Raw genomic sequence first — 21,989 nt, forward strand, 5'->3', positions numbered from 1 at the left:
AAGGTTTTTTGGTTATTTTTCCTTGTCTTGAATTTCCTCATTATAGAAGTGGACACCAGTATGTCCTCCACCTTCAGCTACCATCTCATTTGAGGCAATCTTCGTTGGAGAAGTACCAGCCTCTGTTGCCACCTCTGTTGATACGCGTTCTGCAATATTGTCATGCATATCCGGCCCTGTTGTCAGATAAGACTCTAATCTTGATTTCATATTATTAAACATCGATAGTGCTTTATCACGGTTCTCTTTTTTACTTAAATAAGATGCTGCTAATCCCGCTAATCCTGCAATGACAACACCTGTTCCTTTTCGTTTAGCCATATTTATTACCTCCTAAAAATATAGAAACTAGCTCTGTACTATAGTTTTTCCCTATTCTTAGAAGAATAAACATTTATTTTTTTATCTCTATCTGCATATATATAAAAATAAGAAGTATACTTGCTTAATATCCGCCGTACTTATCATTCTTCTATTAAAATTCAGTATAATTTTCGACATTTATCATAATTATTTATGATTACAAAAAGCAAGTAATGGGAATTAATGAATTAATACTTAAAATAGGAGCGTGATTATAATGAAGGAATTCGATTTAGCGTACGATTGGGTAGACATGGCTTCATTAGTAGGTGGGGCAGGCCTTTTAACCATACTAATTTATGGTGTCATTCTTTTGTAAGGAGCTGCTTAAATGATTTACTTTAGTAATTAAAAGGCAATCCGCTTACCTATAAGCAGATTGCCTTTATTTTATCGTTTTACATCATTATATGCATCTGATTTGGCAAAGGCAGCTACTACATAGGAACAAACAGCTTCCATCTTGTAGTCGTGTTGACGTGCATATTGGGCTGCCTGATCAAGCAATTGTTTGGCCACCCCTTGACCGCGGAGCTTATCTGATACATATGTGTGATCCATTACCATTACTTGCCCATTTTGCTGCCAAGTAATTTCGGCAAGCCTTTCCCCTGCTTGCTCATTCAAAAATGCAAATTTATTTCCTGCTAATTGCTGTAATTGGAATTCCATTTCTCACCACTCCTTTTATTCATAGTACCATAGCTTTTTGTATTTTCACAAAGCTTGCGACTCTTCTAAATAAAAAGAATCTGTCCACTCATTCTAGTAAATGAGTATGACAGATTCTTTTATTTTTCATTGTTAGTTAAACCAAGAAGATATAGTATCTTTTAGATTAGCAAAGAAGGTTTTCACACTTTCCCAGAATCCTTTATCCTCCATGAGAGAGCCAAACTTCTCCTGAATCGTATTACTAATATCGTTTAACTGTTCAGACCATTTACTAAAATCAATATCCAGTTTACTGATTTTATCCATCAAATCTACGAGCAATTGACGGTCCTTTTCACTTAAATTAATTTCCAGCTTGTTTAATTGCTCTTGAACGATCTTTTCAACGTCTTCACGTGTAGCTGGCTTTGTTTCAGCAATTTGCTTTTTAATTTCGGTTAGTAATTCAGCAACCTTTGCATCATCCACACCTGCAGATTCAGCAATAGATGTTGCAACTGATAACTCTTCATTTGCTACATCTGTTCGTTCAATATCAAGCGTTTCACCTGTAGTGACCTCGTAGGCCTTGTAAATACCTACTAACGCTGAATGCCCTGTTACCGCCTTAGGTGCAGCCACCTGTACTGTGGCATCTTCAATCCCCGCCGTTAACATGGCATTCGCGTACATTTCAGATGTCACCTGTGTAATATTTGTGGGTGTGACAATTTCTATTACTAGACCGTCCCCTGCATCTCTACGCGTAATTTTAGCAGAAGAATACATGCGGGAACTTGAATTACTATCTTTAATGTATTTAACTAAATCCTGACCTGATACCGTTATTTCTTCGATTTCAGGCTCTTCACTTACTTTTAATGATTTCTTTACTGATTCTTTTTCAGCTTCAGATAAATTTGCCCCATATACAACGATTGGTACGCCTAACTTTTCATCAATTGCTTTCGGAGGCGTATTATCAGCTGCAAACCCTGTTGCTGGTGCCATCACACCGAATACTAACATAGTAGCTGTTAGAATTTTAATCCAAGCTTTTTTCAAATCGTGTGACCCCTTTCGATAAAACCTCATAATTAGCCCGTATAATGTATACCACTATACAGTTATTAGTACGTAAAAAAGAAGAGAAGGTTTCAAGGATGTCTCTTATCGCTTGTCTTTGGTTTATCAATCGTCCACTAGGCTTCTTCCGTCCAGCCGTCCTGTTGCTTCACTTTACCAGCTTTCATCAATGTTCCTAATGCACGTTTAAAGGCACCCTTACTCATATGAAACATTTCTTGAATTTCTTCAGGAGAGGACTTATCACCAAATGGCATTTTGCCCCCAACATCCTGTAGATAGCTCAAAATTTGCTGTGCATCATCGGAAAGACGCTCATGTTTTCGTGGCAAAAGAGAACCGTTCATGGAGCCATCTTCTTTTACATCAATAATTCGAACTACTACATCTTGTCCCAAGCGTGGCTCCGCACTGCGCTCTGATTCATGTACAAAAATACGATATGGATGTTCTACACCTAGTAAAAACGAGCCAACTGGTAACAAACGATATGGACGTGCCTGAATGTTTTTATTATGCAAATCTTCAAATGCACCTTCATATAGCTCAGAAATCTTCTCTTCCGTTGCTAATCGCCCAAATAAATCACCGTTCCGGTCTGTTCGTAGTGTCATAAATAAATGATCACCTGGAACCGGCCACACCTCTTTTAATGGTGGTAAATCCTCTGCTTTTACTAATACTTCACGGGAGGAACCAATATCTACATAAGCCCCTTCACGTTCTACTACTTTTAGCACTCTTGCCCAACCATATTCCCCTTGTGTAAAAGCTGGAATAGCTGTTGTAGCGGCTAGGTCTCCTCGTCGATCTACAAATAAAAATACTTCAAGGCGATCACCTACTGTTAGCGGCTCTGTTACCTCTGAAGCATTTAAAGGTAGTTCTTCAACTCCATTTGTTAAAATCCATTTGGATGTTTGTTGCTCTAATACCGTTAATGTAACGACTTCACCTGATTTTAATGCGTCCATATTGTCTCCCTTTCCCTCACACCATCTTTTTATAGATTGTGCTGTGTCTTTGATGCCTCTAATTTTTTCACGATGTCTGGATTCTCTTCCATTACTTGCACAAGATCTGCTATACGATCGATTGAATTCCAACTTAAATGATGCTCTATTCCTTCAACATCATTATATATACGCTCTTCATCCACACCAATCATTCGTAAGAACTGCTCGAGCAATTCATGACGCTGCACAAGACGCTTACCAAGCTTTTCACCTTTCGGCGTCAATGTCAGTCCACGGTATTTTTCATAAACTAAATAACCATCTTTATCTAATTTTTGAACCATTTTTGTAACAGAAGAAGGAAGAACAGATAATGCTTCAGCAATGTCAGACACTCGCGCATATCCTTTGTTAGCGATTAGTAAATAAATTTGTTCGATATGGTCCTCCATACTAGGTGTTGGCATATCTTTTTCCCTCTCTTTCCTTTTCTTACTCTCTAGTTTACTACAAGCTTGGCTTAAAAGTTAACTGAAAATACATATGCCAGAAAATCACTACCTGTACAACTTAAAAAGAGCCTCTTCATTTAAGAAGTAGGCTCCACTTTGTGTCGAGGATACTTATTTACCACATGTAACGCGTGAATAATCTCTTTGTTAATGCGCTCAATACTTTCAGGAGTATTCATTTCCTTAAATGCCTCGTCTCTAGCTTCCATTGATGTAACATACTTACTCGGCAATGCATTTAGTGTAAGTGCCACCGTGTCGAGTTCACAGGTTTCGCATTTACAAAATGTTTGATATTCCGGTCCTCGTAGTAAAAAGCTTACTAAACCACGCACAATCTCTTCTGTAACATTTACTAAAATAGGATCTGACTTATTCAAACTTTCGCCTCATTTATATTGAATGCTTACATTACTCCTGAAACTATAATAGCCTTTAAAAAGTTCTTTTTCAAGAATCACTAGTAGCATCTATTCGCACAAAATTAGTAGTGTCAAAGTAAGATTAATCTCCTACTTTTTCCTGTTAAATCACATCTTACCTACTACTTTTTTGCTTTTATTAGTCTTAATGAATTAAAAACAACTAATAAGGTTGCGCCCATATCTGCAAAAATTGCAATCCATAACGTTAGCCATCCGGGGATAACTAGCAGCAACGCAATTAATTTTAAGGCTAGGGCAAAAATAATATTTTCTTTGATAATACGTAGTGTTTTTCTGCTTAAGCCAATGGTGTATGGGAGCTTTGTTAAATCGTCACCCATTAAGGCAATATCCGCTGTCTCGAGAGCTGCATCTGTACCTGCTCCCCCCATTGCAATTCCTACATTTGCAGTTGCCAATGCTGGCGCATCATTTACACCATCTCCAACCATTGCTACGGCTCCAAACTGTGCACGTAAATCTTTAATCGCCATTAATTTTTCCTCTGGTAATAAACCAGCACGCACATCTGTTACCTGTAATGATGTAGCAATAGCTTGGGCAGTAGGCTCTGCATCACCTGTTAGCATCACCATATGCTTAACTTTTAGGGCTTTTAATTTTAGCAATACATCCTTACTTTCATGACGTAATTGATCAGCAATCCCAATTAATCCAATGAGTTGGCTTTTCGAAACCGCTGCTACTACTGTCTTACCCTGTTCCTGCAGTTTTTTAACCTGATTTTCTATATTTTTATCGATAGAACCTAGTGTCGAAGCCCATTTCATGCTACCTACATAAATAATCTGCTGATCAACCGTTGCAAAGGCTCCTTTGCCTGTGACTGATTGGAAATCAGTAGGCACTAGCTCAGATAAATTCTTATCATGTAATCTATTTAATATGGCTTTTGCCAAAGGGTGTTGAGATTGTTTTTCTACTGCAGCTACAAGCTGTAGTACATAGTCCTCTGACCAACCTTCCATTGTCACTATATCTGTGACTGCTGGCTGTCCTTCGGTTAATGTACCTGTTTTATCAAAGGCTACCGCTTCAATATGTCCTAATTGTTCTAAATGAATACCGCCCTTAATAAGGACACCCTGTCTTGCTGCGTTGCCAATCGCAGTGACAATAGCCACAGGTGTAGAAACAACGAGTGCACAAGGACATCCTACTACTAACACCGCTAAACCTTGGTAAATCCAGTGCTGCCAATCACCCATAAATAAAGGTGGAATGATAGCTACTAAAAAAGCAATAATTATAATAGCTGGTGTATAATACTTGGCAAATCGATCAACAAATTGCTGAGAAGGGGCTTTCTCTGCCTGTGCCTCTTCTACAAGATTAATAATCTTAGCAATTGTTGTGTCTTCTACTCGCTTTGTCACACGAACCTCAAGCGCGCCCTCTTCATTTAATGTACCTGCGAATACTTCATCATTCACTGTTTTATTCACCGGAATAGACTCACCTGTTATAGCTGCTTGATTCACTGCAGATAACCCGCTAATGACAATACCATCCATCGCAATCTTTTGCCCAGGCTTTACAATTAAAATATCTCCTATCTCAATGTCTTCCGTCCGCAGTTCAAGCTCATGAAAATGTTCACCATGTGCTCTTTTGATGATAGCTGTTGGTGGAGCGATATCCATCAACCCTCGTATAGATTGTCTTGCCTTATCCATGGAATAGGCTTCAAGTGCTTCACTTACAGCAAATAGAAAGACTACAACTGCCGCCTCTTCCCACTCCCCAATAATAGCAGCGCCAATAATAGCGATAGTCATAAGGGTCTTCATATCAAATTCAAAGCGAGCTAAATTACGGAAGCCCGTTTTAAAAATACCCATTCCCCCTACAAGAATCGCTATGATGAACATGGCTATCGGGATTGGGTTGGTCTCTCCCTGAATAGAAACAAATAAATATCCTAGTATGACAAAGAACAAAGATACCCCTGCCAAAATATTTTCTTTCTTACGGTAAAAAGGTATAGATTTTTCAACTGCTCTCACTGCTGATTGGGACACCTTGATCCCATCAAAAGCACCTGCTTCTTCAATTTGATTCACACTAATGTTACCGACTACTGTTATTTTAGAAGCACCGAAATTGACTTGTGCATCCTCCACTTCTGGTATGGCCTTTACATTTTTCTCAAACTTCGCAGCACAGCTGGCACAGGAAAGATTTTGCAATCTGTATTCTTGTTTAGTTGGCGTCGCTACCATTCGCAATCCCCTCTTTCGCATGTTCATAGGCAATTGTTACAATTTGAAATACATGCTCATCCGCTAAAGAGTAATACATTTGCTTCCCTTTGCGGTGTGACTTTGCTAAATTATTATCTTTTAAATAACGTAAATGATGTGATGCTGTTGCGACTGACGAGCCAATAATCGATGCTACATCACAAACACATAATTCATCCTCCACCGTTAAAGCAAAGGCAATTTTAAGTCTTGTTTCATCAGATAATGCTTTTAGAAACTTTGCTACCCCTGATAAATCAGGCATTTGTTGTTGTACCTTGGTGACAGCTTCTTCATGTACTTGCGTCACCTCACAAATTTCTTTCGGCATAGTCTTTCACCTCATTCAAATATTCGTTTGATTGTATTCAATGTAACATATTATTCCATCTTATTCAAATGAATGTTTGAATGTTGTGATTTATATCCTAGTAAAAAAAATTAACGTACTTTATAAGTACGCTAATCTTTTTTGTTACTGCGCTTTTAAATTTAATGTTTTACCTTTAATATCTTCCTGTTTTACAAAAGTTTGATGATAATCACCATTTGCCCAATCAATTACTTGGTCTTGGTACCAATCCGACTTTATATGACCACTTTGACCAGGTCCAACAATATGATAGGCTGAGCCTAAATCACCCACATCCACAACAAAACGCCAAGAAGCACCATGATCCACATTACCAGAAAGATCATTATCTGCAGCCTGTACCGTCACCTTGGAGCCACCAATTGGCACCTTTTTAGCATTAAAATAGGCAGCTAAAATTGGCGAAGCACCTCCTAAAGTATGATTAAAAGTGAGCTGGTGAAAATCGCCCCATGTCCACTTAGAAACATTTTTACCAAATTGATCTTCTAATTGTGTAATAGTAAGCTCAAGTGCCTTGTAAACGGTTGCATCAACCCCACCTTGCTCCTCTATCCAAATACTCTTACCACCTGCATAGGCCGTCCGTAAAAGCTGATCTGTAATATTAAATTTCCCATGCATGATGTTGTACATATCTACAGGCATTTGATCTTTAAACAATACTTCCTGTAATTTGGTCATCAGTGTATGGAATACGAGTGGTGCTCCTGATTCCTTAGCATCAACCATATCCCAATCCTCTAGCATAGCGATAACCTCTGCGTACTTACCATCCTGATCTTGCGCTTTTATCGATGTTAATAAACTAGGAAGGAATTCCCTTGCATAGAGATTATGTTGATCCATTTGCAAGTTCATCATATCCTCAACCGTTATCGAATCATTCGCCTCAAGTACTTCTTTAATCCGTTCAAAACGGTAAGGCTGAGCCCAGAAATCTGTAATGTGATAAGGATATTCCTCTCCTACCACTTGATTATTAGCGGTCGCAATAAAGCCTTCCTTTGGATTCACTACTGTTGGCAGCTCATCCCATGGAATAAAACCCTCCCAACCATAGTCACTAGAATCACCTGGAACTGGCAATTGACCATCGCCTATCTTACGAATAGGGATTTGACCATTTGCTTTATAAGCAATTGTGCCATCCTTCGAGGCAAAAACGAAGTTCTGCGCAGGGGCCTTAAAGTCTTCTAAAGCTTTTTCAAAGTCATCCCAGGATTTCGCTTTATTAAAACCAATTACTGCACGTAATTCCGCAGTCGGCTGAAGTGCTGTCCACTGCATTGAAAATTGTGCAGTTGGCTTGGTATCTTTGAATGCCAGATCCGTCATAATTGGACCATGGCGTGTCACAACCACTTCAAAGTCTACAGTTTCTCCTTCCTTCACTTTAATAGATTCATCACGTATCTCGGCCTGCTCCCACTTCCCATCGTAGCGGAATTGTGTGGAATTATTAGGATTTGGTATTTCAATATATAAATCCTGCACATCTGGGCCAACATTTGTTACACCCCATGCTATATCATCGTTATGACCTAAAATAATACCTGGAATTCCTGCAAAAATGACACCACTAACATTTTGTTGCGGGGACTGCAGATGCATCTGATACCAAATAGATGGAGTACTTAAACCTAGGTGAGGGTCATCCGCCAAAATAGGTGTGCCAGATTTAGTTTTCTCTCCAGAAACAACCCAGTTATTACTGCCATTAAATTCATTAGGCAATAGATTTGGATTAAATTGCCCTACTACCGCAACAGGATTTTGAATATTTGCCTCAATAATAGATGAGGCATTCTCAGGATATTTAATAAATAATTCTTTCGCCTTATCTTCATCAAAATTTTGTAAAGCCCAGTGTCGGAAGGCAAGTGTATTCCAATTCCCCCCCAGATCATAAGCCATATACTTCCCAATCGTTAAAGAATCCACGACGGACCATTCCTCTGGCTCGTAGCCCAATAAAGAAAATTCATAGCTTAAAGTTTTATTTTCCTTAGCCTGTTCAATAAATGCATTTACCCCTTCTGCATACCACTTTAATACTTGCTTGCTTTCCTCATCATAAGCCGCGAGTGATTTCTCAGCGGCATTGCGTAAGCTAAAAGTACGAAAATGTTTGTCCGTATTTATCGTCGCTTCTCCAATAATCTCTGATAATCGGCCACTCGCCTGTCTTCTTGCTAAATCCATTTGAAACAATCGATCTTGTGCTTGAACATAACCTTGCGCGCGATACAAATCAGCATCTGTCTTTGCAAAAATATGAGGAATCCCTTTGTCATCCCTTGTAACCTTCACATCCTGATCTAAAATATTGACTGCTAACTCACCATCAATTATCGGCTTAGATTTATTCATAAACCATGTAAATCCGATAAAAGCTACGATTGCTAAAGTCGCTACGATTCCTGCAATGACGATGAGCCACTTTCTCCATTTGAACTTTCTCTTTTCCACCTTATTACCCCCTCTGTGCACTATATTCCTTACTACCTCTCAAAATCCTTAAAATAATGTCCAAAAGATTATAGCAGGTGGATATTTGTTTTTCATGTAAGTAATTCACTCTATAAATACAATTTTCTGTCAACACCCACTATTAGACTAGTATAAACAATTGGATATACCTAGGCTACAGAGCATTGTTAAAAAACATATCTATCTGTATATTAGCTTCCTTTCATTAGTCTCTTTTTTTGAATGAACTACTATAATTCTATTATTCTTACAAAGAAAAACCGTATTTCCATATAGAAAATACGATTTTAAATGCTAGACATGTAGTTGTAATTCAATGGGACAATGATCGCTGCCCATGATGTGCGGGTGAATAGTTGCTTGGTTTATTTGGTTTTTTAATTGCTCCGAAACAATAAAGTAGTCGATGCGCCAACCGATATTTCGTTCACGTACTTTATTCATATAGGACCACCATGTAAAATGGTCAGTTTCATTTGGATGCTTGTATCTGAAAGAATCTACAAAACCGCTTGCTAAAAGCTCCGAAAATTTTGCACGCTCCTCATATGTAAATCCTGAATTACCTATATTCGATTTAGCATTTTTCAAATCTATTTCAGTGTGTGCAACATTTAGGTCTCCGCAATAGACAACTGGCTTCTTGCTATTCAGGTCTTGTAAATAGCTCGCTAAATGCTCTTCCCAAGTTAGGCGAAGTGGTAATCTCGCTAAATCACGCTGTGCATTGGGTGTATAAACATTTACTAAATAAAAATCTTCATATTCTAAAGTAATAATCCTACCCTCATCCTGAGAATCTTCATCTCCAACTCCATACTTAACGGACAACGGTGTATGCTTTGTAAATATAGCCGTACCAGAGTAGCCTTTCTTTTGAGCATAGTTCCAATATTGCTCATATCCATCTAGCGCAAGCTCCACTTGTCCAGCCTGACATTTAGTTTCTTGGATACAAAAAAAATCTGCCTCTATTTGATGAAAGAAATCTAGAAAGCCTTTCCCCAGACAAGCCCTAATCCCATTGACATTCCATGAAATAAATTTCATCTTATCCTCACTCCTTAAAAAAAACGCCCTTCGACTCAAGCGAAGAGCGTCCCATTATAGATCATCACCAACAATTTTAACTTCTGTTTCTAATTCGACACCAAATTTTTCCTTCACAATACGCTGTACCATTTGAATAGTTGCTATATAATCAGAAGCAGTAGCATTGCCTTTATTGACAATAAAACCTGCATGCTTTGTAGAGACTTCTGCACCGCCTACCCCTTTGCCTTGTAAGCCACTATCTTGAATAAGCTTACCTGCAAAATGACCTGGTGGACGTTTAAAAACACTTCCAGCAGATGGATATTCTAATGGTTGCTTTGATTCTCGCTGAAATGTTAAGTCGGCAATCTTCGCATCAATTTCATCTTGTTTGCCAGTAGCTAATTGGAACTCTGAGGATAACACATAATAGCCTTTCTTCGCAATAATGCTTTTACGATAGCCAAGTTCAAGCTCTTCCTTTGACAAGGTTAAAACTTCTCCCTCTTTTGTTAACACCTTAGATGAAACAATAATATCTTTAATCTCACCGCCATAAGCTCCTGCGTTCATAGCCATTGCACCGCCTATTGATCCAGGGATACCGCAGGCAAATTCAAAGCCTGTTAAGGTTGCTTTTGCGGATAGTTTTGACACATCTTTAATCAGCGCACCACTTTGGGCATAAACATGTTCACCATTAATCCGAATTTCATCTAAATTTGAAAATGTAACAACGATTCCTCTATGACCACCATCACGAACAACCATATTAGATCCGTTACCTAACATTAATAAAGGAATATTATTTATATATGCATAGCGAATTACAAATGCTGCTTCTTCTTCTGTATCAGGAAGAACAAAAACATCTGCTTTGCCACCTAATTTTGTCATTGTATATTGTTGTAAAGATTCATCTAACTTAATATTGGCAGGACTAATGCTCTTCGCTAAATCCTTTGCCCATTGTTGTTTTGTCATGAGAGCTAATTCCTTTCTAACGTCCTTCTTACTCTACACCAGTATGGATTTAGAACCCCAATTTGACAAGTAAAATGAAGGGTATTTTTATCTCACATAAAAAGACAGGTAGGTCTTGTGCAGAGATGATGAATATTATAAAGAAAATTGACAGTCATTCCAAGTGTCGTTTTTGGCACAATATTACCTAAAGGACAAAGGACTTATTTTAGAGCCAGCTACTTGCCCATGTTTCAATATTGCGGATAGCCCCTTCTAATGCTTGCCCTTTATCTGTTAATGAATATTCAACTCGTACTGGAACCTCAGAATACACTTTACGTTCAACAAGCCCTTCTTTTTCCAGTTCCTTTAAGCGTTCTGATAATAAACGCCCACTAACAGGTAATGCTGACTCTATTTCATTAAAACGCTGCGATCCATCTAATAATTGATATAATATTAAACCCGTCCATCGTTTTCCAATTAAATCCATTGCTTTAGCTAAACGAGGACATAAAGTTGTCTCATTCATATTTCTTCACCTCTATGTACCTATTGTAACGATTATTAAAGGAAATGTAAATTTAGAGTAACTTATTTACATAACATAATTTATACACTTTTATATACTTAATTACAAAAAGTAACTTTTGAATTTTCGTCTTTTCATAATCACGGCGGAACTTACCATCGTTAAAACATCTGTCCTCCTAATCATAAAATGCCATAGATATCAGTAATGTGACTAACTATTTATTTACGTATTGTAAATGTTCACAGTTTACACTTTTATGGAAGGTTATCCTTTCCTATTTATGAAAAATACATTGAATATGGTATTTGTTTACTTTATTATTCGTTGTAGAATGCTGTTTTAGGGGGTTTTTATATAAAAAAATACACTATTGATGTCAGTCATTCCACACTTAGCTTTTCTGTACGACATATGATGATATCTAAAATTCACGGTACATTCGAATCGTACAACGCTGAAATTGCTGCAGTCAATATTGAGAAAATGCAGGATGCAAGTATTTCTATTACCATTGCAGTGGCTAGTGTCTCCACAAAAAATCATGACCGTGATATACACCTTGTGTCTCCAGACTTTTTTGATGCAGACGTTTATCCAAAAATAGTCTTTACCTCTACATATATTGATAAACAAAATGATAATAATTTTTTAATACATGGGGATTTAACGATTAAAAATATAACAAGGCCTATCGTATTTACAACAGTATATACAGGAAACGGTGTTAATCCTTGGGCACAAGAAGTATATGGCTTTCAGGCAAAGGCACAAATTGATCGCCGTGATTTTAATTTAGTCTATAATACGATTTTAGAAACAGGCGGCATATTAATCAGTGATGAGATTGACATAGTGGTAGATGTCGAGTTAAGCCCCCTTTAGTTATAGATTTACCTTAAGGAAAGAGGGAACTATAAATGCTATGGTTTCATAACGGGATTACATTTGAATCGAGCTTTATTACAATCGTCTTTTTTATCGTTTTTGGTAGCATCGCTTTCAGCCTTATTAAAGCTACTGTCACCTGGTCTACCAATAATCAATCACAAACCTTTACTATACCCGTTAAGGTTGTGACAAAACGTACGAATATTCGGGGAGGTTCCAATCATTCTGCGGCATATACTTCTTATTTCATCACGTTTGAAGAACGAAATGGGGAGCGTCAGGAATTAAAAGTGAATGGTCGCGATTTTGGACAGCTAGTTGAGGGTGACACTGGCCTTTTAACATATCAGGGCACTCGCTTTCATACATTTGAAAGACAAAAAAGGGAGAGTAGCGATTAAATCGCACTCTCTCTTTTTGTTTTATTTAATTAAATATTTAGCAAATCCTGCCTCTGTATCCTCTAAATATTCAATGCCACTATTTGCTGAGATAAATTTTTGTGCATCTTTTGCAGATAGATAAACAACTTTTGTCTTAGCTGGGAATGGTACAAATGACCAGTTATTATCCGCAGCAGGGTTAATTGTTTTATTTGCCATAATATAATCAACTACAGCTTGACGATTTTCATAAGCATAGTTTGTTATATTGGAGCCGTCCGTATTTTTAAATGTCGCTCCATACGAACCACCAACACGGTAATTATTTGTAATGATAATAAATTCTTGATTTAAATCAATTGGTTTACCATTATACTGTACATTTTTAATACGGTTTGCCTTTTCATCAACAAGATTACCACGACGGTCATATTTAGATGGAGATGTTACATCAATTTGATAGGTTAAGCCATCTAACACATCAAAATTATAAGAGCGTGCTTCTGGATCAATGATATTTTGCTCTTCTGACTTATTCGGATCAATTGTTGCAAAAATACCTGCAGCCATCTCTAACCACTCTACTGCTTGTGCACCTGTCACTTTAATGGTTGCTACAGTATTATCGTAATGATAAATATCCGCCATATTTTTAATGGCAAGTGGACCAACTGGAATGTTTGTATAATCTAATGGATTATTTCGTGAACCCGCTTTAAAAGGAGCCCCAGCAGAAAGAAGCGGCGTTTTCTCATCCTTCGTTCCCTTTAATTCTTGTTCAATAAACCATTTTTGTGCTTGTGTTACGATTTGAATAGAAGAATCATCTTGCACCATTGAGAAATAACTATGGATTGGCGCAGTTGTTTCACCAACAGGCTGACGAATATATGTTAAAGTGCCTTCATGTGCTTGTTTCACAGCCTTTAACACCGTAGTGGAAGGTTGTAAACCTTCTTGCTTGATTGATTGTAATGACCCACTACCATCAACTACAACCCACTCTGATCCTTGTTGTTCAATTTTTAGGTCAATGACACCAAGATGGCTACCATAGCTACCTGCCATAACAGTTGGAACACCATGAATAGTTCCCTTTTCTTGATCTACATCTTTCAAATCTTTGTAGTCACCTGGGAATGTTAAGTGAGAGTGCCCTGTAATCAAAGCATCAATTCCATCAATTCCAGCTAGTTGATAACCAACATTTTCAGCGCCTTTCACATAAGTATCCTCACCAATACCTGAATGGGAAAGAACAACTATTACGTCTGCTCCAGCCTTCTGCATTTCAGGTACTACTTCTTTTACGGCTTCAACAGGCTCTTGCATGTTAACTTTACCAGCTAAATGAATGGCATCCCATTCAACAATTTTCGTTGGTACAATTCCAGTCACACCAACTTTCAGTGTATGTTTCTTACCTGCATTGTCCACTACTTCTTTATCAAGAATGACATAAGGTGTAAACATACGCTTTTTTGTTTTGGCATCGTAAGTATTAGCATTTACGACTGGATATTTTGCATCATTTAATACTTCATCTAAGAAGTCTAGACCATAGTTGAATTCATGATTCCCTAAAGTTCCGCCATCGTATTTTAAAGCGTTAAGCGCTGCAATAGCTGGGTGTACTTCCCCTGGCTTTAATACACTTTCTAACGCTTTATAAGAGCCAAGTGGCGTACCTTGAATTAAATCCCCATTATCGAATAATAGTGTGTTAGGATTTTTCGCACGAGCTTGTTCAATTAATGTAGCTGTATTAGCTAAACCTACCTCAGATGACGGAGCATCTAAATAGTAATTATAATTAGCTAAATTTGTATGAATATCTGTAGTTCCTAAAATTTGAAGATCTACTGAGACTCCATGAGATGGTGCCTTGTATTCAGCTACAAAGCGCTCCACAATACTTCCCATTTGCTCATGTGTTACATAGTCACGAGGACGAATCGTATTATCCTCGAACGCTTGAAGAATATTTGCTACAACAGCATTAGCTAAATCTTGTTTATAAGCTTCAGCAATTTGATCAGCATCCTTAAATTGATCTAAGACCGTAAGGGACGCATTTTCACTAACAAGTCCACGAGCAGATATAACAAATGCTTGTTGACGTGTTAATTTATCGTTTGGACCAAATGTAGTTGCCGTTTTTCCTTTTATAAGTTTTAACTGTACAGCTTTTTCTACATATGGCGCTAAATCCTTAGAGACATCAGTAAAAGTAAGGGAAGAACCATCACCTATCTCGACATCTAAGCTTTCTACTAATTCTTTTACATAATCAGCGCGTGTAACTTCATTGGAAGCAGCATTAGCAGTCCATCCAAATGGTATCAACGCGAATAAAACTAGTAGCATGGCTAAGAATTTAGTTATTAATTTCTTGTTCATACAACAACCTCCTTATTCATCTAGTATTTTCCTACAAATACTATTATATTAAACTAACTGTATTTTTTACTGAATAATTAGTCCTAATTATATGTATTTTTAAAAGAATGGATTATTACTTTCCTATAAAATCGCATTTTTCTATCATTTTTATTTTCGCACATCCAATAGAATGTTAGGAAATGTAAATTCCGAATATATAGTTAATACCAATATATCCGACCTCAGTGCCACACCATACCTCTGTTCACAAAATAAAAAAAGACCTCTCAAATTTGAAAGGTCTTTTATTAAAAAATATTTTTTACGCGTTTACCGCTTGAAGTGATTGAGCTACTTTTTTCACTTCTTCTAGGCCATTTGCAATAATTTCTTGTGCTTTATCAGGTGATGCATTGTGACCTTCAATAATTACTTCTTCGATAATTTCCATACCAAATACACCGCCTGCTACATTTTTAATGTAGTTTACGGACATTTCCATAGGCTGTGTTTCTGGTAGTGAGTAGTAGCCACCACGAGCATTTAAGATAATCGCTTTTTTATCAGTCATTAGGCTAACCATTTGGCCATCTTCACCGTATTTGAATGTGAAACCTGCTTGGTATACATAGTCAATAAATGTTTGTAAAGGTGCTGGAATAGTTAAATTCCAAAGTGGGAACGCAAATACGACTAAATCAGCTGCTGTTAATGCATCCATCGCTTTTTGTTTAGCAGCTAAAAGACGTGATTCGATGTCTGTTAACTCTCCACCATTTTGTACTTTACCAAACGCATTGAAAAGATCTTGCCCAAAGTATGGCATATCTTCTGCAAATACGTCAAAAGTTGTAACGTTTACACCTTGTACGTTTTCCATAAATGTATCGTACATTTTTGTTGAAATACCGTCTGGACGGTTGTTTGCTTTTACTACTAAAACGTTCATTATATAAAATCTCCCTTAAATCTCATAGTCTATTATCTCGAATTCAAGATATAAACCTATCTTAAAAAAATTCTTTTAAAAAGTCAACGATACTTTCCTCAGACTTTTGACTGAAATATTAGATAAGATTTTTCACTAAACGAATAAGAGAGGCTTGATATGTCAAGCCTCTCAGTTATAATAGTAATTTTAGCGCTATAATTTACAGTTATCATCTGTACAAACACCAGCGTTACCTGTACCAGCCATTTTCAGACCAGGTTGTAAGCCCTCTTCCTCAGCCACTTTACATAATGTATCTTCGAATACTTCTTGTGGCTGTGCTCCAGAAATACCATATTTGCGGTTTAAGACAAAGAATGGAACCCCACGAACTCCAAGCTGCAACCCTTCTTGAATATCCGCTTCTACCTCATTTTTAAATTCATCCACAGCAAGAATTTTAGCCACTTGCTCGCGTTGCAACCCTACTTGTTCTGCTATATCTAATAATACTTCCTCTTGTCCAATACGTTTTCCTTCAATAAAATGACTATGCAATAGTGCTTCCACTAATGCCGTAACATCTCCCTGCTGCTCTGCCCATTTAACAAGTCGATGTGCCTTTAACGTATTCTCCTCCATTAGATTGCTAAAGTCATAGTTTAATCCTACTTCTTTCGCACGCGCAGTAACGCCCAATGTCATTTCTTTGGCCTTTTCTAAAGACATGCCATATTTCTTTGCTAATGATTCATACACCGTAATATTCGAATCTACTGGGGTATTTGGATCAAGTTGATAACTTTTATAAACCAGCTCCACTTGCCCACCAAGGCCAGTATCTTCAATAGCTTGCTCTAATTGTTTTTTACCAATATAACAAAACGGACATACATAGTCAGACCAAATTTCAATTTTCATTACTTACACTCTCCTTTTGCTACATTGTAGCGATAGACTAAATAACAAGGCAATTTTTATGCTTCATTGCATAAATTCACCAGTACATCTACATACTGAACATAAAAACATTGTGAGGTTTATCTATGACTCAATCTCTTTGGCTCGCTACGTCCGAATCTGTCTCACTATCTTCACTTACTTCATCGACAACTTGTGATGTATGTATAGTCGGAGGAGGCTTAACCGGTCTTTATACAGCCTATGTCTTGGCAAAAGCAGGTGTTGATGTCCTTTTACTTGAGGCGAACACCCATTTTGGTCATGGTACCACGGGCCACTCCACAGGTAAATTAACTGCCCAGCATAGTATCGTTTATGCAAACCTTTTAGAAAAACTATCTGTTGATGAAGCACAGCTTTACTACCAACTCAATCAACAAGCCATTGAAAAGGTAACACAATTACTTCCAAAAGGCAGTGTTAAGCAAGTAGATTCACTATTGTATGCTCAAACAAAGGATGGGTATGCGCAATTATTAAAAGAATGGAATGCTTATAAAGTTTTAAATATCCAATCAAAAATCACCACAGAAACGGAGCTTCCCTTCCCCATTAAAAAGGCCTTATGCATGTCCCAGCAAGCTCAAATAAACCCTGTAGAGGTAAGTAATTTTCTTGCCAAAGAAGCACAGGCGATGGGGGCAAAGCTTTATACAAATACACGGGTTCAACAATTAAACATAGCTCAAAATAACTTACATACCGAAAAGAACATGTCGGTTCAATATAAGAAGCTTATTTTGTGCTCACATTATCCCATTGAGGCTTTTAAGGGACTAAAGCTGTTCAAACTATCAAATAGTCGTTCTTATATGGTGGCTAGTAAAATTTCTGAAACTATGCAGGGTCAATATTTATCCGTTGATTTCCCATCCCGTTCCATTCGCACAGCTACAATTAAGAACGAGCATTTTTTAGTACTTGGTGGAGCGAATCATATCGCTGGGGAAACAGTCAATACAGAACCGTACTATGATGCCATTTCAAATGAAATGAAAGAACATTTTGAGCAAGAGCCCATTTATCGATGGTCAGCTCAGGATATCGAGACTCCTGACATCGTTCCTTATGTAGGAAGAATTACAAACTCATTGCCGAACGTATTCATTGCTACTGGCTATAGAAAGTGGGGCATTTCTAATTCCTTTGTTGCTGGTGACATTTTATCCAGCCTAATCACTGGATCGAGAAGTGAAGATGGTGCCATTGCACTCTATTCACCCTCACGTACAAAATTCGGTGCACAATTTATGCAAATGCTTAAAGTTGGCGGCTTTGTCGCAAAAGAGTTTATTACTGGGTATATGAGACATGCCAGTGCCCCAACATGCACGCACTTAGGCTGTAAGACGAAATGGAACGAGGCTGATGAAACTTGGGATTGTCCTTGCCATGGCTCCCGCTTCAACGCTCAAGGAGAAGTACTAGAAGGACCTGCCGTACAACCTTTGAAACTAGATTAAAAAAGAGGCTGTCCTCATAGACAGCCTCTTTTAAATTATTTTAGAGCTTCTGTTAATACTGGCACAATTTGTTTTTTACGAGAAACAACACCTGGTAACACAACACGGTTGTTGATAAGCTCAGCACTGAATCCTTTTGCTACAGCTTGTGCTACTTGTCCAATTGCTACAGCTGTAGAATCGTTGTTTAAAATATCTGTCACAACGAAGAAGAATAAATCTAAACCATTTTCAGCAACATTTTTATTTAATAAAATCTCTAATTCCTCTTGACGATTAAGTACATCATTAATATCTACAGCATTAACCTGTGCAACAACAGATTTGTACTCACCAAATTGGAATTCCTTAGCATCTAATGATAATAAATCCTCTAAAGATTTATCAGATAGGTCTGCACCTGCTTTTAGCATAGCTAAACCATATTCTGCAACGTCCACATTAGCAATTTTAGCTAGCTCTTCGCCCGCTTTTACATCTTGCTCTGTGCAAGTCGGTGATTTGAATAATAATGTATCTGAAACAATTGCAGATAACATTAAACCAGCAATGTTCGCAGGTATGTCTAAACCGTTTTCGTTAAAAATTTTCTTAAGAATAGTAGCCGTACAGCCTACTGGTTCTGCACGATAATATAGTGGATCAGCTGTTTGGAAGTTGGCGATGCGGTGGTGATCAATTACCTCTGCAATTTGCACTTCCTCAATACCGTCAGCCGATTGTTGGAATTCATTGTGGTCTACTAGAATAACTTTGTCCGCTTCATCAACAACAGAAGAGATTAAACGTGGCGCTTCAAAGCCAAATTTATCTAAAGCAAATTGAGTTTCATTATTAACATCTCCTAGACGTACTGCCTCTGCTTCTTCTCCAATTTGTTGTTTTAAATAAGCATATACGATTGCAGATGTGATCGTGTCTGTATCTGGGTTTTTATGTCCAAAAACTAATACTTTACTCATTGAATTTATTCCTCCTAAAATGACCTTACATTTATCTTTTATTTTATCATATCTTATGGACTAACAAATGATAAATTGAAACATTAAGTAAACTAAGCTCTTTCATTTAATATACAATAATAATTTTCCACTACCAATAACCAACTTTACAAATATGAATTAAGTATATAAGACCTTCAAGCTGTCATATACATATATTTTGTACACCTACCCTCTTCATTTCTATTTTCTTTTTTTACCATCCTTTTTTTAACATTCTATAGTAAAAGTGCATCTTTTTCTAATATTATTTATTTTATATAGATATTTAGTCGTATTTTCATATTTATGTAAGCATAATTTTATGCTATTATCAGATAGTCTATATTTTTGGATTTTAGGAAATGGGGATTACAATGACAAAGAAGATGGAAAAAAAGTACATTCCTTTAGCTAATTATTTTGAAGTAGCTTTACAACAAGAAATCACTTTATCCTTTAGTGAATTAGAAAACATTATGGGACAAGCCTTACCGAATGCCGCCTACTTAAATAAGAGCTGGTGGAAAAAAACAAAGCCCCCTCTATCGCACTATTTGTCATGGACAAATGCAGGTTATCATGTCATTGATATTAGACTAGGTACTAGTGTAACTTTCTCATGCACGCAAACAAAGACAACTGAAAACAATCTTTCAAAAAGGGAAGAGGACCCTTCTGCATACATAATTCGAGGGATTGAAGCATCTGATGCTAGATCATTTATTCTTTTACAGGAGGAAATTTTTCAACAAACCGACTTCATGTACAATGTTCAAAATGAATTAGATCTAACTGTCCAACAACTTCGTAAAAATTTAACCTATTGGAAGCAGCTTAAAAATCGTACTATATTACTTTGCGTATTAAATGGTATTTTTGCAGGCTATGCAGTTATACATGGGTATAAACAAACGAAAGCTAGACATGTTGCCTCTGTTCGCTTAGCTGTGAAGGAAGAGTACCAACAAAAAGGCATCGGCTCCGCCCTAATGAAGGCTGTGGAAGGTTGGTCAAAACAACGTGACATATCTCGTTTAGAATTATCAGTCATGGAACATAACAATGTTGCTTTACATCTCTTTACAAAATTAGGATTTAAACAAGAGGGCATTCGACAAAATGCTATTAAATTAAATGATACTTACATTAACGAGTACAACTTGAGTAAAATTTTATAATTCACTTTACCTAGATGTCTAAAGCGTATTTGGACATCTTTTTATATATGTTCCCTATAAAAAAACGCATAGAAAAGTAAAATAATACTTTTCTATGCATAACATTAAAATACCTTTTTCTCTCTAGCAGCATTCAGGAATAATATATTACTATCTACTTGCTCATTGGATTTTTGATATTTTTCATACTGCCCCTTGTCTTGGTTAATCATTTCCTCTAATAAAGCGTGTAAGAAAGAAAACAAAACGGGCACTATATCTAACGAGGAATGCTTGTTGGTTCCAAGTGCAAACAAAATATTAGCATATTCACGAACCGGTGAAAATGCAGTTCCGGTAATCGCAATAATTTTTACTTTCTTCATCTTTGCAATTTCAACAATCGTTTGAATATCCTTTAACTGTTGATCAAACGATAAAACTATTAATGTTGTACGCTCTCCCATGTTATTAATTTGATTCATAATTTCATCCGAATCTATTCGAAGCTGCTTAATATTAGAACGTAGTGTTTTTAATGTGTTGGATAACCAATTTGCTATAGATACAGCCTCACGAGTCCCTAGAATATAGATATTTTCTGCTTCATGCATCCATTTTGAACTTGTTTGAATTTGCTGATCATTAATTAATTGAATTGTTTCCTGAATGTTTCGGCTATCCCGCTGCATTACCTTCCCAAAGCTAGAATTAACTAGCTTATTACCCGTATAGGTAGATTGTAGATTTGTTCCTACATCTTGGGACATAATATAGCCTCTTATTTCTTCTTGCAGCTCCACATATCCCGATAAATCCATGGCATAGCAAAAGCGAATAACCGTTGATTCACTTACATTAGCCAGTCTGCCTACTTCTGCTGCTCCATTAGCAATCACTGTATTGGGATTATCCATTACAAATTGTGCTACTTTACGCTGCCCCTTTGAGAGTCTTACAAACCTTTTCTTTATATCCTCACGAATGCTCATTCCTAACAACCTTTCTTTCAATGACCTTATCACGAATGGGAGATTGTTTCCTACTTACTCAAAATTCGATTAAAAATACAGTATCACGATTGCAATTTGAATACAATGACTTTTCTGAAAAATCTTCAGCGCATTAACCTGCTAATATGTCGATTTTTTATACTTTTTTCCTTTTCAATGATGAC

The 21,989-nt window shown here is 37.0% G+C and carries 21 protein-coding genes; 4 read left to right on the top strand and 17 right to left on the bottom strand.

The annotated features are described in order from the left end of the window. Nucleotides 1-12: 12 nt before the first annotated feature. The 12 genes from A2J09_RS16710 to A2J09_RS16765 all read right to left on the bottom strand — a co-directional run bounded on the left by A2J09_RS16710 (nucleotide 13) and on the right by A2J09_RS16765 (nucleotide 11,659). The gene (locus A2J09_RS16710) at nucleotides 13-321 is read right to left on the bottom strand and encodes a hypothetical protein (protein ID WP_008177106.1); all 309 of its coding nucleotides are present in this window, start codon (nucleotides 319-321) and stop codon (nucleotides 13-15) included. Between the two features lie 432 nt (nucleotides 322-753). Further along, a complete protein-coding gene (locus tag A2J09_RS16715) occupies nucleotides 754-1,035 on the bottom strand; it encodes a GNAT family N-acetyltransferase (protein WP_012295809.1) in 282 nt (93 codons plus the stop codon). A gap of 132 nt (nucleotides 1,036-1,167) precedes the next feature. Next, complete coding sequence (locus A2J09_RS16720) at nucleotides 1,168-2,082, bottom strand: DUF1002 domain-containing protein (protein ID WP_012295810.1); 915 nt, start codon at nucleotides 2,080-2,082, stop codon at nucleotides 1,168-1,170. Nucleotides 2,083-2,219: 137 nt separating this feature from the next. Then, nucleotides 2,220-3,077, bottom strand: coding sequence for a CvfB family protein (locus A2J09_RS16725; RefSeq protein ID WP_012295811.1), 858 nt, complete (start codon nucleotides 3,075-3,077; stop codon nucleotides 2,220-2,222). Between the two features lie 29 nt (nucleotides 3,078-3,106). Then, complete coding sequence (mntR, locus tag A2J09_RS16730) at nucleotides 3,107-3,526, bottom strand: transcriptional regulator MntR (RefSeq protein ID WP_008177112.1); 420 nt, start codon at nucleotides 3,524-3,526, stop codon at nucleotides 3,107-3,109. A gap of 122 nt (nucleotides 3,527-3,648) precedes the next feature. Then, nucleotides 3,649-3,951, bottom strand: a complete 303-nt coding sequence (locus A2J09_RS16735; RefSeq protein WP_031416504.1) for a late competence development ComFB family protein — start codon at nucleotides 3,949-3,951, stop codon at nucleotides 3,649-3,651. A 164-nt stretch (nucleotides 3,952-4,115) separates the two neighbouring features. Beyond that, the gene (locus A2J09_RS16740) at nucleotides 4,116-6,239 is read right to left on the bottom strand and encodes a heavy metal translocating P-type ATPase (protein ID WP_012295813.1); all 2,124 of its coding nucleotides are present in this window, start codon (nucleotides 6,237-6,239) and stop codon (nucleotides 4,116-4,118) included. Continuing rightward, nucleotides 6,220-6,591 (bottom strand): ArsR/SmtB family transcription factor, encoded by a 372-nt coding sequence (locus A2J09_RS16745; protein WP_008177117.1) that lies wholly within the window; start codon nucleotides 6,589-6,591, stop codon nucleotides 6,220-6,222. The genes A2J09_RS16740 and A2J09_RS16745 overlap by 20 nt, the downstream gene beginning before the upstream one ends. A gap of 144 nt (nucleotides 6,592-6,735) precedes the next feature. Further along, complete coding sequence (locus A2J09_RS16750) at nucleotides 6,736-9,105, bottom strand: penicillin acylase family protein (RefSeq protein WP_012295814.1); 2,370 nt, start codon at nucleotides 9,103-9,105, stop codon at nucleotides 6,736-6,738. Between the two features lie 315 nt (nucleotides 9,106-9,420). Continuing rightward, nucleotides 9,421-10,176 (bottom strand): exodeoxyribonuclease III, encoded by a 756-nt coding sequence (locus A2J09_RS16755; protein WP_012295815.1) that lies wholly within the window; start codon nucleotides 10,174-10,176, stop codon nucleotides 9,421-9,423. A 54-nt stretch (nucleotides 10,177-10,230) separates the two neighbouring features. Then, a complete protein-coding gene (gene murB, locus A2J09_RS16760) occupies nucleotides 10,231-11,145 on the bottom strand; it encodes a UDP-N-acetylmuramate dehydrogenase (RefSeq protein WP_012295816.1) in 915 nt (304 codons plus the stop codon). A 208-nt stretch (nucleotides 11,146-11,353) separates the two neighbouring features. Next, nucleotides 11,354-11,659 (bottom strand): winged helix-turn-helix transcriptional regulator, encoded by a 306-nt coding sequence (locus A2J09_RS16765; RefSeq protein WP_012295817.1) that lies wholly within the window; start codon nucleotides 11,657-11,659, stop codon nucleotides 11,354-11,356. A 372-nt stretch (nucleotides 11,660-12,031) separates the two neighbouring features. Here A2J09_RS16765 and A2J09_RS16770 point away from each other — a divergent pair, with 372 nt between their 5' ends. Both A2J09_RS16770 and A2J09_RS16775 read left to right on the top strand, forming a co-directional pair. Beyond that, nucleotides 12,032-12,544: a YceI family protein gene (locus tag A2J09_RS16770; RefSeq protein WP_275406140.1), complete on the top strand. Its 513-nt coding sequence runs from the start codon at nucleotides 12,032-12,034 to the stop codon at nucleotides 12,542-12,544. Between the two features lie 35 nt (nucleotides 12,545-12,579). After that, nucleotides 12,580-12,951, top strand: coding sequence for a DUF2500 domain-containing protein (locus A2J09_RS16775; protein ID WP_012295819.1), 372 nt, complete (start codon nucleotides 12,580-12,582; stop codon nucleotides 12,949-12,951). Nucleotides 12,952-12,972: 21 nt separating this feature from the next. Here A2J09_RS16775 and A2J09_RS16780 read toward each other — a convergent pair whose 3' ends face one another. The 3 genes from A2J09_RS16780 to A2J09_RS16790 all read right to left on the bottom strand — a co-directional run bounded on the left by A2J09_RS16780 (nucleotide 12,973) and on the right by A2J09_RS16790 (nucleotide 17,167). Further along, on the bottom strand, nucleotides 12,973-15,333 hold the full coding sequence (locus A2J09_RS16780) for a bifunctional 2',3'-cyclic-nucleotide 2'-phosphodiesterase/3'-nucleotidase (protein WP_036162363.1): 2,361 nt from the start codon (nucleotides 15,331-15,333) through the stop codon (nucleotides 12,973-12,975). 304 nt (nucleotides 15,334-15,637) lie between these two features. After that, entirely contained in the window at nucleotides 15,638-16,264 is a 627-nt protein-coding gene (locus tag A2J09_RS16785) for an FMN-dependent NADH-azoreductase (RefSeq protein ID WP_012295821.1), read from the bottom strand. Between the two features lie 195 nt (nucleotides 16,265-16,459). After that, the gene (locus tag A2J09_RS16790; RefSeq protein WP_012295822.1) at nucleotides 16,460-17,167 is read right to left on the bottom strand and encodes a DsbA family oxidoreductase; all 708 of its coding nucleotides are present in this window, start codon (nucleotides 17,165-17,167) and stop codon (nucleotides 16,460-16,462) included. A 125-nt stretch (nucleotides 17,168-17,292) separates the two neighbouring features. On the opposite strand from A2J09_RS16790, the gene A2J09_RS16795 reads away from it, so the two are divergent. Further along, entirely contained in the window at nucleotides 17,293-18,672 is a 1,380-nt protein-coding gene (locus tag A2J09_RS16795) for an FAD-dependent oxidoreductase (RefSeq protein WP_012295823.1), read from the top strand. Nucleotides 18,673-18,707: 35 nt separating this feature from the next. Here the strand turns inward: A2J09_RS16795 and A2J09_RS16800 are convergent, their stop codons facing one another. Then, nucleotides 18,708-19,634 carry a manganese-dependent inorganic pyrophosphatase gene (locus A2J09_RS16800; protein ID WP_012295824.1) on the bottom strand — a complete coding sequence of 309 codons (927 nt, stop codon included), beginning with the start codon at nucleotides 19,632-19,634 and terminating at the stop codon, nucleotides 18,708-18,710. Nucleotides 19,635-20,029: 395 nt separating this feature from the next. On the opposite strand from A2J09_RS16800, the gene A2J09_RS16805 reads away from it, so the two are divergent. Further along, nucleotides 20,030-20,833: a GNAT family N-acetyltransferase gene (locus tag A2J09_RS16805; protein ID WP_031416517.1), complete on the top strand. Its 804-nt coding sequence runs from the start codon at nucleotides 20,030-20,032 to the stop codon at nucleotides 20,831-20,833. Nucleotides 20,834-20,937: 104 nt separating this feature from the next. On the opposite strand, the gene A2J09_RS16810 is transcribed toward A2J09_RS16805, so the two are convergent. Beyond that, a complete protein-coding gene (locus tag A2J09_RS16810; protein ID WP_031416518.1) occupies nucleotides 20,938-21,804 on the bottom strand; it encodes a MurR/RpiR family transcriptional regulator in 867 nt (288 codons plus the stop codon). Nucleotides 21,805-21,989: the final 185 nt, after the last annotated feature.

The sequence above is a fragment of the Lysinibacillus sphaericus genome (assembly GCF_001629735.1).
In the GTDB taxonomy this organism is placed as follows: Bacteria; Bacillota; Bacilli; order Bacillales_A; family Planococcaceae; genus Lysinibacillus; species Lysinibacillus pinottii.